A 13,056-nucleotide genomic window follows, 5' to 3' on the forward strand; every position below is an offset into this window, starting at 1 on the left:
ATAAATTTAAAGTAGTCTGATAGAGATGGCGGGTTGTCTGTTATAGCCGCCAATACATGTGAATAAAAAAGTATCACAGTTACTGGGGGAGCCTGTAATGCGGGCTGAGATGGAATCGGGCAAGATTCCGGACCCTTTGCACCTGATCTGGATCATACCAGCGTAGGGAAGTAATCGGCCATTGAAATGTATACGCAGCTGCTGTCTACGATGACGCATTAGGTTTTATTCCATGTGCGTACTGTCTGGATAGCAGGCTCGTTTAATTAGCCGGTTCCCTGGGGAACCGGCTTTTTTGCATAGATCAGCGCCACCCTGGGAATGGTTCCGGATCGGTGTGTCATTTCAACGAAATGGGAGGAATGGACCATGAAACCGATGGAAACAGAAGGAACGAAGGAAACAGGAGTGAAATCAGCAGGAGTAGAGAAGACAAGGGTGGAGCAATCCAGTAGCGTTAAGTCTTTCCCGGGGAGCCGCAAGGTGTATATTCAGGGTTCTCGGCCAGATATTGCTGTGCCGGAGCGTGAAATCGCGCTGCATCCCACACACACGCCGCAGGGCACGGAGTATCATGAGCCACTGCGTGTGTATGATACCAGTGGTCCGATGACTGACGAAGCCTATCAGGTGGATATCCGTCAGGGCTTACCCCCATTACGGCGAGCTTGGACGCTGGAACGGGGGGATGTGGAGGCGTACGAGGGCCGCGCCGTCAAGCCGGAGGATAATGGGCTGAAACCCGGTTCCAAACGGGAGACAGTGGAATTTCCTGGCGTGACCAACCGTCCGCTGCGGGCTTCACAAGGGCGCACCGTGACGCAAATGCATTATGCACGGCAAGGGATCATTACGCCCGAAATGGAATTTGCAGCGATCCGCGAAGGGGTGGAGCCCGAGTTTGTACGGCAGGAGTTGGCGGCTGGACGCGCCATTTTGCCATCCAATATCAATCACCCGGAAAGTGAGCCCATGGTCATTGGGCGCCATTTTCACGTAAAGATCAATGCGAACATCGGGAATTCTGCGGTTACGTCCTCCATCGAGGAGGAAGTGGAAAAGATGACCTGGGCTGTTCGTTGGGGCTCAGACACCGTCATGGACCTGTCTACAGGCCGTAATATCCATACGACACGCGAATGGATCATCAGGAATTCTCCCGTACCGATTGGAACGGTACCGCTATATCAGGCACTTGAAAAGGTGAACGGCGAAGCTGAGAAGCTGACGTGGGAACTGTATCGAGACACGCTGATTGAGCAGGCGGAGCAGGGAGTCGACTATTTTACAATCCATGCGGGTGTATTGCTGCGATATATACCGATGACGGCGAATAGAATGACCGGAATTGTATCCCGAGGTGGATCGATTATGGCAGCCTGGTGCCTTGCACACCATCAGGAGAACTTTTTGTATACGCATTTTGAAGAAATCTGTGAAATTATGAAAACCTATGATGTGGCCTTTTCTCTCGGGGATGGTCTGCGTCCGGGGAGTATCTATGATGCAAATGATGAAGCACAGTTTGCAGAGCTGGAAACGTTGGGCGAGCTAACGCAGATCGCATGGAAACATGATGTCCAAGTTATGATTGAAGGGCCGGGACATGTCCCTATGCACAAAATCAAGGAAAATGTGGATTTGCAAATGGAGATTTGTAAGGAAGCCCCTTTTTATACTTTAGGGCCGCTAACGACGGATATCGCACCAGGATATGATCATATTACCTCAGCTATCGGGGCGGCCATGATCGGTTGGTTCGGGACGTCCATGCTGTGCTATGTGACGCCGAAGGAACATTTAGGCCTGCCGAACAAGGATGATGTCCGCGAGGGAGTCATTACCTACAAAATTGCCGCACATGCTGCTGATTTGGCGAAGGGTCATCCACGGGCGCAGCAGCGTGACGATGCTTTGTCCAAGGCGCGTTTTGAATTTCGCTGGCGCGATCAGTTCAATCTTTCGCTTGACCCTGAGCGGGCCTTGTCCTACCATGATGAAACGCTACCGGCAGAGGGGGCTAAGGAAGCCCACTTTTGCTCGATGTGTGGTCCTAAATTTTGCAGTATGCGTATCACGCAGGACATTCGCGCTTATGCAGCTGACAAGGGGCTGAATGCCGAGGAGGCCGTCGTCGCCGGGATGCGTGAGAAGGCAGAGCAGTACCGGAGTACGGGACAATAAATCGGTAGTGGGCAGCTCAAACAACCAGGTAGACCAACGGATAGCGCTGGGTAGTTTGCCGAACGCTTAAATCCATGAACGGATGAGTTTAGGTTTAGGGATATATGGGTAACAAAAAGCCGTAGTTCTCTACATTGATGTAGAAAACTACGGCTTTTTCAGCTTATGTAAAGCGAAATCATAAAACCGGTTGAAACGGTGCTTTATTTTTTACCCATTTTTTCATTCAAAATGTCCTGAAAGCTGAGCTTCTTCTCCGAGCTATCTTCTTTCTTCTGCATACTCACCGCGTTGGCACGTTGGTATTGGTGGTGAAAAGGCATCAGGGTGTGGACAGTTAAGTTCATTGTATTCATGTGGGTCATTCCTCCAATTCCATATTGTCAAATTCAGCTTGAGTTGCTTAGAACGTCTGTATAGGACTATCTGTATGTACTTGATGTCGCAATGCCGTGTAGGTTGCTTGGTAATGTTTCAATCATTATACCCGCATTTATCCAAAGTAAAACGCTTTTGCCATAAAACAGGAAGATGGTCGTAGGTGTCCAAAATGTGTATTAGGAGGATGGTCATTTTAGGGGAAAATGTGCCTAGGATCAAAACAAGGGCTAGAGGCCCGCTTTCTTAGTTTAGCAGTCGGGATTGTGTTTTTTTGTCGAATAAGCTTGTTTAAGCGGGATTTTGGCAAATTCTAAAGTTGGATTAAGGCAGTCTGGTGGCGAATTAAAGTGTCAAAGTTGTATTGACTTTATGTTGGGGAGTAGATACCATGAACTGGTTGTCAGCGTATTTTGGCAAGAAGAGTCAGCCAATCCATCTGGCAATTCATCCGTTGAAATGTTAGAGAGAGGATTAGAACATATATGAAAAAAAGTATGGCAGATATCGTATTTATTATTGTAGGTGCGTTTTTATTCGCACTGGCTGTTAATCTGTATGTGATCCCGAATGAGTTTGGCGAGGGGGGCGTTACCGGGGTTACGATTATCTTGTACTACCTGTTTCAGTGGTCTCCCTCGATCGTCAATCTGGTGATTAACGGCTTGTTGTTAATTGTCGGATATAAATTTTTGGACAAGCGAACGACCCTGTACACTATAATTGCGGTTGCTTTTAACTCATTGTTTTTACATTTAACGGTTAACTGGCGGATTGATTCGCATGAGCCGACGATTAATGCCATATTTGCCGGAGTTATGATAGGGGTTGGAATTGGCTTAATCGTACGGGTAGGTGGCACAACGGCGGGAACGGTCATTTTAGCCCGGATTGCCAACAAGTATCTGGATTGGAATATCAGCTATGCTTTGCTGTTTTTTGATTTGATCGTTGCTTTCTCTTCCTATTTTATTATTGGTCCGGAAAAGTTGATGCTGACCATCGTTATTTTGTATGTCGGTACGAAGGTGATGGACTTCATGATTGAAGGACTGAATCCGAAAAAAGCGGTTATGATCATTTCGGAGCACCAGGATAAAATTGCCGAGATGGTTATTACGAAAATGGATCGTGGGGTTACCGTCCTGTCAGGCCACGGATATTACACTAAAAATCCAAAAGAAGTTTTATATATTGTCATTAGCAAACAAGAGGTATCAGCGCTTAAAAAGATTGTAAAAGCGATCGATACAGCAGCGTTTATCACCATTCATGATGTGCGGGACGTGTTCGGAGAAGGCTTTTTGGATATTTCGAAGTGATTGGCATACGAAGGTAAGGATATAAGAGAATATAGTCGGAAGCCGGTCCTGATAGGATCGGCTTTTTTGCTGTTGTGATGTTTATTTCATTTTTAGTATTGGAAAATATGCATAATAAAGTTGAGTCACTCAATTTCTGTTATATGGAGGGTGTAAGCGGGATGGAGAGTAAAAGCAACTATAATGTAAAAGAAGAATTCAAGAAGCCGTGGATGCATGTGTCTATGTTCTTTATTGTGCTGCATGTTATAAATTTTTCTTTGTTTTCCTCCTCGTTTCATTCCGCTAACGATCGTATAGCATTGTTGTATTTTCCATTAGTTACTATGGTTTTAACACTGGCTATCGTAGTACTGAATCCAAGGTGTTCAAAGCATAGAGACACCTTTACTGAACGTATGCTCGCTTCTTACCGTAAGATTTGTGCAAGTGTGTTTGTTGTACTTGATTTGATTTTCCTTGCACTCATGTTCAAATATTCGGGTGGATTTCTATTCAACACATTAAAATTAGCCTTATTTTTGTCGGCTATTTTGCATTTAGCAATAGGAATGTCTTTTGCTACAATAACACCCAATCGTCTAATCGGACTAAAGTTCCCTTGGCTGCTTTCCAATGAAAGAGCATGGAAGAAGACACATCGCATCTCTGCTTATATTTGGATAGCCTTTGGCTTAATAGGGACCGCCATAGGATTAGGACAAGAAGTTAATGCGTATATGGTACTCGCTTCTTTTTTGCCCACGATGATTAGTTTTATTATTTCTCTCTTACTAAGCCAGGGAAGTAAAAATATAGGCTGATGATCTGTGTATCATATAAAGCGTTTAGCTCTAAAAGGTGGATTTTCATGCGAGGTAGGTTAAATAGTTTGAATTTAATGTCATTTCTTCTTTCTATTGTGCCCTTCAGCATCTACTTGTTTATCTATCCGTCAATGCCGCGAAATATAGCAATTCACTACAATTTCAATGATGTCGCTGATCGTTTTGTTGACAAATCATCCCCTGAGGTATGGTTGTTGTGTGCACTTAGCTTCATAGCTTTTGTGATTACACTATTTCTCCAGCCTTTTCTCAGTCGTCAGTTCAAGAGCGAAGAAGGTTCTGCAATTATGGAAAGCCTGCCTGGTCTCTTCACACTTTTATAACCCTTGTGTTCTCAATCCTTGGTATATGTTTTCTTTTGAAGGCTTGAAGCATGTAAAAAATCCCCTCTCAATTGCAGCTTACACTGCATTGGGAGGGGATTTTCACTATTCACCCGATTATTACACTTGAATCATTTGACGCAATACGGTCTGCAAAATACCACCGTTGTGGTAGTAGTCGATGTCGACGGTGCTGTCCAGACGGGCAGTGACCGGGAATTCGAACTTGGTGCCATCCTCGCGTTTGGCTACAACTGTAAGTTCCTGACCTGGTTTCACGTCGTTGTCAATGCCGAGGATGTCGAAGGTTTCGCGACCGTTCAGACCCAGGCTGGACCAGCCATAGCCTTCTTGGAATTGCAGTGGCAATACGCCCATGCCAACCAGGTTGCTGCGGTGAATCCGCTCGAAGCTTTCAGCAATGACGGCTTTAACACCTAACAACAGCGTACCTTTGGCCGCCCAGTCACGGGAGCTGCCTGTGCCGTATTCCTTGCCGGCAATGACGATCAGGTTCTGATCGGCTGCCTGATATTTCATGGACGCATCATAGATGGACATTTCCTCATCTGTTGGCAAGTATTTGGTCACGCCGCCTTCGGTCCCTGGAGCAACATTGTTGCGGATACGGATGTTGGCGAATGTACCGCGCATCATGACTTCATGGTTACCGCGACGGGAGCCGTAGGAGTTGAAGTCCTTGCGCTCTACACCATGCTCCTTCAAGTACAGTCCTGCCGGGCTGGAAGGGGCGATGTTGCCTGCTGGTGAGATGTGGTCAGTCGTGACCGAATCATTCAGCAGGGCAAGGACACGGGCATTGCGGATTTCCTTAATATCCTGCACACCATCTTGAAGCCCTTCAAAGAATGGCGGGTTTTGAATATATGTTGAGTTTTCATCCCATTCATACAGTTCGCCTTCAGGAACTGGAATGGAATTCCATTTTTCGTTGGCGGTAAATACATTTTCGTATTTGCGACGGAACATATCCGGGCTGAGAGACAGGCTGATCGCTTCTTTGATTTCTTCAGAAGTAGGCCAGATGTCCTTCAGGTAGACAGGCTGATTGTCCTGATCGTAACCAAGCGGGTCATTCGTCAAGTCAATGTTCACCGTACCTGCCAGCGCGTAAGCGACAACCAGTGGCGGTGAGCCAAGATAGTTGGCTTTGACCTGCGCATGCACACGGCCTTCAAAGTTCCGGTTACCGGAAATAACTGCGGCCACGGTCAGATCATTGTCTGTAATAGCCTGGCTTACTTCGTCAGGAAGTGGTCCGGAGTTACCGATACAGGTCGCGCAGCCATAGCCTGCGACATGGAAACCGAGAGCTTCCAGCGGTTTGATCAGCCCGGCCTTATGCAGGTACTCCGTCACGACGAGGGAGCCTGGTGTCAGGCTGCTTTTAACATAGCCTGGCTTTTTGAGCCCGCGTTGTACTGCCTTTTTGGCGAGCAAGCCTGCGCCCAGCATAACGCTTGGATTGGAGGTGTTCGTGCAGCTTGTAATGGCTGCAATCACGACTGAGCCAGTACCCAGCTCGCTGGTGGAGCCGTCCGGATGGGTCAGCGGAATCTTCTGAGCAATCTTTTCATCGCTCAGTCCATAGCCGCCTTTGTCCACTGGGGTACGGATAATACCTTCGAAGTTTTCCTTCATGTGGCTCAGCTCAACGCGATCCTGCGGACGTTTGGGTCCAGCAAGACTTGGTACAACCGAAGCCAGGTCCAATTCAATCGTATCGCTGAACACAGGGTCCGGAGTATCGGCTGTGCGGAACATGCCTTGTGCTTTGTAATATTCCTCTACGAGGCTGACTTGCTCATCGGAACGTCCGGTGCTGCGCAGGTAAGCCAGCGTTTCGGCATCGACTGGGAAGAAGCCGATCGTTGCGCCGTATTCCGGTGCCATGTTGGCAACGGTCGCACGGTCAGCCAAGCTGATGTTGGCCAGACCTGGGCCGTAAAATTCTACGAATTTGCCGACCACGCCTTTTTTACGCAGCATTTGCGTAACGGTCAGCGCCAGGTCCGTAGCGGTTGCTCCTTCAGACAGGCTGCCTGTCAGCTTGAAGCCGATCACATCGGGAGTGACAAAATAGAGCGGCTGCCCGAGCATACCCGCCTCTGCCTCAATCCCGCCGACACCCCAGCCTACGACGCCCAGTCCGTTAATCATCGTCGTATGGGAGTCTGTTCCCACGAGGGAATCCGGGAAAACAACGGTGTCGCCGTCGATAGTTTTGGTGGCGGCTACGGAAGCGAGATATTCCAGGTTAACCTGATGAACGATTCCCGTGGACGGCGGCACTGCACGGAAGTTATTAAATGCTGTTTGTGCCCAGCGCAGAAAACGGTATCGTTCTTCGTTGCGCTCAAACTCTACATTAATATTGTAGTCCAGCGCGTCACTGGTTCCAAAAGCATCAACCATGACCGAGTGGTCGATTACGAGATCGACAGGAACAAGCGGATTGATTTGTTTCGGATCACCGCCTGCTTTTTTCACCGTATCACGCATGGCCGCCAAATCGACCACCACCGGAACGCCAGTGAAATCCTGAAGCACAATGCGTGCCGGAATGAACGGAATCTCCTTGTTGTTGTCACGATCTTCAGCCCAGCCTGTCAGCTGCTGCACATGTTCTTCCGTAATGGCGCGTCCGTCAAATTGGCGAACCGCAGCTTCCAGCAACACTTTAATGGAGAAAGGCAGCTTGGCAACACCGCTTTTTCCTTGTTCCTCCAATGCCTTAAGACTGTAGTAGCGATAAGGCTTCCCGTTGACTTCCAGACTACGGGCAATGGAGAATTGATCTTTTCCTGACATAAGTATTACCTCCTTGAGTGGCTGCTTGCGGGAAAATAGGGATGTCTTTTTTCGACGTCTTGCACATTTGGTTTGAATTGGTTGCGTTCTCAATTTCATCTTCAGTGGTTCATGGAAAGTTAAGAGTTTGAGATGAATGTAAATTGTTTCATTAGATGAAACATGATTTCAAAATGATTGCTTTTGGATTAAGTATACCGTTTTCAGACGGTTCCGTAAAGTTTTTTTGACCTAAATTATGCGTGTGAGGCTTGAAAGCAAAACGTTCCATTCTCCAGCGTTTCGATGTTCATACCAAGCTTTAAAGATTCATACTTATAGATAGAGAGCATATCAGACCAGAACGCTATAGATCAGCGTGGTTATCCCCGAATAACGATAGCGAGACGAAAAATGGAGGGATAGGGATGGGGGAGCGGGAATGGAAACAGGCCCTTTTTGCTTACGTCAATCAGTACAATCGCAGTGAGGTAAATGGTATACCACAGCCGGATGAGTACCTGGAGGTGGGCCAGCGAATGGAGCGGGCAGCACGTGCGGCCAGACTTGAGCAGTGGTACAACGAGCGGGACGCCGTTCCCCTACGCAGCGAGACACGTGCCAAGCCGCTGCGAATCGTGCAGGATGCACCGGATGAAGCAGTGGTCGACGTACAGCTGCATGTGCGGCTTTTTTACGAAAAGGGCGGCATGACTCACCGGGAGGATCGGATTGAACGGGAGCGTCTGACGTTTACACGCGAGGGCGAAGCCTGGCAGGTGACGAGGATCGAGCGCGATCCGGCAGAACGAAAGCCGGCGGGAGGAGAGGTTCCTTTTGAACAAGCGTCGTTCAATCAGGGAGGAAGTCTGCCGCTGCTGAATCGTGGTGTGCTGGGCTTTGGTTCGTCAGCACGTCCCAGCCGGTATCGTCGTGAAGAAGCAGCGGCCTATGCAGATCAGTGGTGGGATAGCTTTAACCCGGAGTTTGAGGGATTTGATGTGGATTGCACCAATTATATCTCGCAGTGCCTCTTTGCAGGTGGCGCACCGATCCACTATACTGGTAAAAGAGAATCGGGCTGGTGGTATAAAGGACGGGTCGCTGGACGTGAGCTGTGGAGCTATAGCTGGGCGGTTTCCAACAGTCTGGAGCGGTATTTGGGCTCCAGCACCTGGGGGTTGACCGCAGAGCAGGTGAGCCGACCGGAGCAACTCATGCTGGGGGACGTCATTTTTTACGATTGGGATGGTGACGGAACTTTCCAGCACAGCACGGTGGTAACGGCCTTTGATGCTGGCGGCATGCCGCTGGTCAATGCACATACGGTAAGCTCCAGACATCGTTATTGGGACTATAAAAATTCGTATGCATGGACGGACAATACGGTATATCGCTTTTATCACATCGCCGACTATTTTTAAATGAGATGATGGAAAACAGGTACAGTGACGCAAATCAGGCACAATGACGAAAGCAGGAAAGCGGAGGATAGGCATGGCAAATCAAAAATTGACCGTAGGGCTGTTGTACGGTGGTAAATCAGGCGAACACGAGGTTTCGCTGCAAACGGCGTATGCGGTAATGAACGCGTTTAACTATGAGAAATACGAGATTATTCCTTTTTATATTACGAAGGCTGGCGATTGGCGTAGAGGGGCGCTGTTAAGTGCGCCTCTGACTACGGTAGAGCAACTGAAGCTGGAGCACGCTGAGGGCGGTACCAAGGCGGCATTAGATACGTTGTTCGGCAAGCTGTACGGAGAGCAGACGCTGGATGTACTGTTTCCGTTGCTGCATGGCACCTTTGGCGAGGACGGAACGATTCAAGGTCTGTTCGAAATGGCCGATATGCCCTATGTCGGGGCAGGGGTGCTGGCTTCGGCAGCGGGTATGGATAAGGGCGTCATGAAGAAGCTGTTTGAGCATGCAGGATTGCCGCAAGTGAAATACTGCTATTTTAATAGCACACAGTGGGCACAAACCGGTCATGACTTGGTGCGCAACATAGAAACTGAGTTAGGTTATCCTTGCTTTGTCAAACCAGCCAATCTGGGATCAAGTGTCGGTATTTCCAAAGCCAGTAACCGAGAAGAATTGGAAAAGGCTGTAGACCTGGCTCTACAATACGATTTGAAGGTGATTGTCGAGGAGTACGTCGATGCCCGTGAGATTGAGGTCAGCGTACTCGGCAATGACGAGCCGATTGCCTCGGTACCGGGTGAAATTGTTTCGTCGAGTGATTATTACGACTATGCTGCTAAATATACCGATGGTCAATCGGAAATGCTCATTCCGGCCCCATTGGATGAGGAAGTGGCAGATCGGATCCGTGAAGCCGCATTACAAGCTTTTCGCGCTCTGGAAGGCTGCGGGATTTCCCGTGCAGATTTCTTCGTAAGACGTTCAGACGGACATATCCTTATTAATGAAGTGAATACGATGCCTGGCTTTACACCTTTCAGCATGTATCCATTATTGTGGAGAGAAACGGGTGTATCGTATGCAAGTCTGTTGGATCGCATGATTGCTCTTGCAATGGAGCGTTATGAACGCAGGTCGGCGCTGCACTATGAGAACCTATAAAAACGAAAAACGAAGGGGAGTTGATCACTCTCCTTTTTGTTTCATATATTGACTTACTTGAGCATTTTATTTAACCAATGAGGCATGAAAGGTGGCGGCTACACATGGGCTTTCAAACAGAATTTAACTCGGTGTGCAAATTCAAGAGCGAGCAAGAGCTTTACGAATTGCTGGAATATGGACGTGGCAAAATGGTTAAATCCGGATTGCGCGTTTTTCCGACAGGACAGAAGGTCATCGCTTACAGCGTGGATAACGTGGCAGTAGCCATCGTTCAGATTGTGGGCTGTATCGCTGAAATCAATTTCCAAGGTGACGAAGTGACCGAGGTAGAAATGACTCTCATTCGTAAGCTGAACGAAGAGGAATCCAGAATTCAGACTGCACTGGCGGATGAAATGTTTTTTGGAGCACAGCAGCGATCCTAGCTGTTTCCTTTCCACAGTTTGTGCAATACACCGAATCAGCGGATGCTTTTCCGGGTATGATCAGTAGAAAAGGGGTTAAGGTCACAGATAGAAAGAGGCCTTGCCATCTACTGCGAACTGCTGAAAGGAAGGACACTATGATTGTAAGATTCGGTTATGTTGCCATGTCAGTCACCGTGCAAAATGCATCCCCTTCTAAAACCATGACCATGGCCAGTTTTAATAAAATCGGAGACCGGGAAGCCGCGATCCGCAAACTAGAACGGATTGCAGCCGAAAATCTCCATAATACATTGAGGCTGCTGCGCCATAATCGTGCGAGTGATATTCAGGTCTATCGTTTCTCATCCAAGCTGATTCCGCTCGCGACCCATCAGGATTTGCGGGACTGGGACCCATTTGAGGCGCTTGCTGCTGATTTTGCAGAGGTGGGAGACTATGTCAAGGCGAATAAAATGAGGGTATCGTTTCATCCCGATCATTTTACAGTGTTAAGTACTCCTCGACCTGAAGTGTTGCAGAGCTCCATTCATGATCTGAAGTACCACGTGGCGATGCTGAAGGCCATGGGGCTCGGGGCCGAAGCCAAGAACAATATTCACATGGGCGGTGCCTACGGAGATAAGGTGACCTCAGGTCAGCGTTTTGTAGAGCAAGTGAATGCCCTGGATCTTTCATTAAGAGAACGGATAACATTGGAAAATGATGACAAAACATTCAATGCGTTGGAAACACTCGAAGCTTGTAAGTTAACAGGCTTGCCGATGGTTCTTGATATCCATCATCAATGGGTCAACAATGAGGGGGAGAAGCCGTGGGAGCTATGGCCGGATATATTGGACACCTGGAAAGGGGAATTGGCCCAAGCCGGATCTTCTGCTGATCATCCATTGCCGCCCAAAATCCATGCGTCCAGTCCCAAAAGTGAAAAAGACCCACGTGGTCATGCGGACGGTGTTCTGGTAGAGCCATTGCTTACCTTTTTGCGTAATATTGCTGGATATACGGATCGACTCGATGTTATGCTCGAAGCCAAACTGAAGGATGAAGCATTGTTTGGATTAATGAATGAACTGCGTCTTCAGGAAGATAATGGGGTCAAAGTGTTAGATGGGGCTTCCATAGAAATTACGCCTTAAAAAGTAGTATTTTGCGGATAATGCTTCCAGATGGTGAAACTTTATGAACCTTATTGTGTATACTAGAATGTGTAAACTAGCAAACTTGCACTGAAACAGAGATGGTTAAGAGACTGTGCTATAGCGCAGAACTCATAAACCACGTAACAATGATATAGAAAGTAGAGTGAACACGTTGAACGAACATGAAAACGAAAAGGTTCCCTATATCGTATCAGGAAAAAGCTATACGGCCGTGGCTATTAATGCGGCATCCAAAGCCGGAGAGTGGATTAAGAGCAGACTGGGAACGGTTGAACAATTGAGTACCAAGCAGTCGCCGACCGATCTAGTGACCGAGGTAGATAAAGGTGCAGAACAGATGATTCGCAGACTCATTCTCACCCATTTTCCCGATCATGCCATTTTGGGTGAAGAAGGGGTAGAGCCGGGAGCCGAAGCTTCTGCACGAGCGTTAGAGGCTGCCCGTGAAGAGGAATATTTATGGATTATTGACCCGGTGGACGGCACCACCAATTTCGTGCACAGTCTGCCGTATTACAGTGTGTCAATTGCCCTGGCCCATCGTGGCGAGGTGATTGTTGGGGTCATTTATGACCCGTCCCGTGATGAAATGTTTGTAGCGGAAAAAGGAAAGGGCGCATATGTCCACGGTAATCGTATGCAAGCATCGAGAGAAGAAACGTTGGGAGATAGTCTGGTGTGCATCGGTTTCCCACCGGATCGTACGTATGCACAACCGTTGAATATGAAAATTACACAGGTTCTTACACCACAGGTACGCGGCATTCGAGCGCTCGGCTCGGCAGCCTTGCATCTGGCTTATGTGGCGTCAGGACGTCTGTCTGCTTATTGCGAAATTGGTTTGAATGCCTGGGATGTGGCTGCGGGCGCTTTGCTGGTACAGGAATCAGGAGGCACCATCACAGACACATTGGGTAGGCCTTATGACTTGAGTGTACGACATGTTGTAGCTACGAATACAGCTATTCATTCTCAACTTATTCAAGTGCTGAAAGAAGCAGAAGCAACCGGGTTATAATACTGCGTACACCATC

The 13,056-nt window shown here is 48.1% G+C and carries 11 protein-coding genes and 1 riboswitch; of the genes, 9 read left to right on the forward strand and 2 right to left on the reverse strand.

What is annotated here, in order from left to right; genetic code table 11:
• Nucleotides 1-74: 74 nt before the first annotated feature.
• A riboswitch (TPP riboswitch) is annotated at nt 75-186 on the forward strand.
• Nucleotides 187-369: 183 nt separating this feature from the next.
• Nucleotides 370-2,184: a phosphomethylpyrimidine synthase ThiC gene (gene thiC, locus FKV70_RS17885; protein ID WP_142613702.1), complete on the forward strand. Its 1,815-nt coding sequence runs from the start codon at nt 370-372 to the stop codon at nt 2,182-2,184.
• Between the two features lie 203 nt (nt 2,185-2,387).
• On the opposite strand, the gene FKV70_RS26175 is transcribed toward thiC, so the two are convergent.
• Nucleotides 2,388-2,540 (reverse strand): hypothetical protein, encoded by a 153-nt coding sequence (locus tag FKV70_RS26175; RefSeq protein WP_010348453.1) that lies wholly within the window; start codon nt 2,538-2,540, stop codon nt 2,388-2,390.
• Between the two features lie 507 nt (nt 2,541-3,047).
• On the opposite strand from FKV70_RS26175, the gene FKV70_RS17890 reads away from it, so the two are divergent.
• The 3 genes from FKV70_RS17890 to FKV70_RS26705 all read left to right on the forward strand — a co-directional run bounded on the left by FKV70_RS17890 (nt 3,048) and on the right by FKV70_RS26705 (nt 5,034).
• On the forward strand, nt 3,048-3,884 hold the full coding sequence (locus FKV70_RS17890; RefSeq protein ID WP_063211567.1) for a YitT family protein: 837 nt from the start codon (nt 3,048-3,050) through the stop codon (nt 3,882-3,884).
• A 161-nt stretch (nt 3,885-4,045) separates the two neighbouring features.
• On the forward strand, nt 4,046-4,687 hold the full coding sequence (locus tag FKV70_RS17895) for an SdpI family protein (protein WP_142613703.1): 642 nt from the start codon (nt 4,046-4,048) through the stop codon (nt 4,685-4,687).
• Nucleotides 4,688-4,821: 134 nt separating this feature from the next.
• On the forward strand, nt 4,822-5,034 hold the full coding sequence (locus FKV70_RS26705) for a hypothetical protein (protein ID WP_244310782.1): 213 nt from the start codon (nt 4,822-4,824) through the stop codon (nt 5,032-5,034).
• Nucleotides 5,035-5,154: 120 nt separating this feature from the next.
• Here FKV70_RS26705 and acnA read toward each other — a convergent pair whose 3' ends face one another.
• Nucleotides 5,155-7,866 (reverse strand): aconitate hydratase AcnA, encoded by a 2,712-nt coding sequence (gene acnA / locus FKV70_RS17905; RefSeq protein ID WP_142613704.1) that lies wholly within the window; start codon nt 7,864-7,866, stop codon nt 5,155-5,157.
• A 407-nt stretch (nt 7,867-8,273) separates the two neighbouring features.
• On the opposite strand from acnA, the gene FKV70_RS17910 reads away from it, so the two are divergent.
• From FKV70_RS17910 to FKV70_RS17930, 5 genes are all read left to right on the forward strand, one after another.
• On the forward strand, nt 8,274-9,269 hold the full coding sequence (locus FKV70_RS17910; RefSeq protein WP_064796564.1) for an amidase domain-containing protein: 996 nt from the start codon (nt 8,274-8,276) through the stop codon (nt 9,267-9,269).
• A 73-nt stretch (nt 9,270-9,342) separates the two neighbouring features.
• On the forward strand, nt 9,343-10,431 hold the full coding sequence (locus FKV70_RS17915) for a D-alanine--D-alanine ligase (RefSeq protein ID WP_142613705.1): 1,089 nt from the start codon (nt 9,343-9,345) through the stop codon (nt 10,429-10,431).
• Between the two features lie 104 nt (nt 10,432-10,535).
• Nucleotides 10,536-10,859 (forward strand): hypothetical protein, encoded by a 324-nt coding sequence (locus FKV70_RS17920; protein ID WP_064796562.1) that lies wholly within the window; start codon nt 10,536-10,538, stop codon nt 10,857-10,859.
• Between the two features lie 137 nt (nt 10,860-10,996).
• Nucleotides 10,997-11,998, forward strand: coding sequence for a UV DNA damage repair endonuclease UvsE (gene uvsE, locus FKV70_RS17925; protein WP_142613706.1), 1,002 nt, complete (start codon nt 10,997-10,999; stop codon nt 11,996-11,998).
• A gap of 175 nt (nt 11,999-12,173) precedes the next feature.
• Nucleotides 12,174-13,040, forward strand: a complete 867-nt coding sequence (locus tag FKV70_RS17930; RefSeq protein WP_142613707.1) for an inositol monophosphatase family protein — start codon at nt 12,174-12,176, stop codon at nt 13,038-13,040.
• Nucleotides 13,041-13,056 lie beyond the last annotated feature (16 nt).

The sequence above is a fragment of the Paenibacillus ottowii genome, assembly GCF_006874425.1.
Taxonomy (GTDB): Bacteria; Bacillota; Bacilli; order Paenibacillales; family Paenibacillaceae; genus Paenibacillus; species Paenibacillus ottowii.

Coding starts and splice junctions, on each gene's coding strand:
- thiC (WP_142613702.1), top strand. CDS start 370: ATGAAACCGATGGAAACAGAAGGAACGAAGGAAACAGGAGTGAAATCA.
- FKV70_RS26175 (WP_010348453.1), bottom strand. CDS start 2,540: ATGAATACAATGAACTTAACTGTCCACACCCTGATGCCTTTTCACCAC.
- FKV70_RS17890 (WP_063211567.1), top strand. CDS start 3,048: ATGAAAAAAAGTATGGCAGATATCGTATTTATTATTGTAGGTGCGTTT.
- FKV70_RS17895 (WP_142613703.1), top strand. CDS start 4,046: ATGGAGAGTAAAAGCAACTATAATGTAAAAGAAGAATTCAAGAAGCCG.
- FKV70_RS26705 (WP_244310782.1), top strand. CDS start 4,822: ATGCCGCGAAATATAGCAATTCACTACAATTTCAATGATGTCGCTGAT.
- acnA (WP_142613704.1), bottom strand. CDS start 7,866: ATGTCAGGAAAAGATCAATTCTCCATTGCCCGTAGTCTGGAAGTCAAC.
- FKV70_RS17910 (WP_064796564.1), top strand. CDS start 8,274: ATGGGGGAGCGGGAATGGAAACAGGCCCTTTTTGCTTACGTCAATCAG.
- FKV70_RS17915 (WP_142613705.1), top strand. CDS start 9,343: ATGGCAAATCAAAAATTGACCGTAGGGCTGTTGTACGGTGGTAAATCA.
- FKV70_RS17920 (WP_064796562.1), top strand. CDS start 10,536: ATGGGCTTTCAAACAGAATTTAACTCGGTGTGCAAATTCAAGAGCGAG.
- uvsE (WP_142613706.1), top strand. CDS start 10,997: ATGATTGTAAGATTCGGTTATGTTGCCATGTCAGTCACCGTGCAAAAT.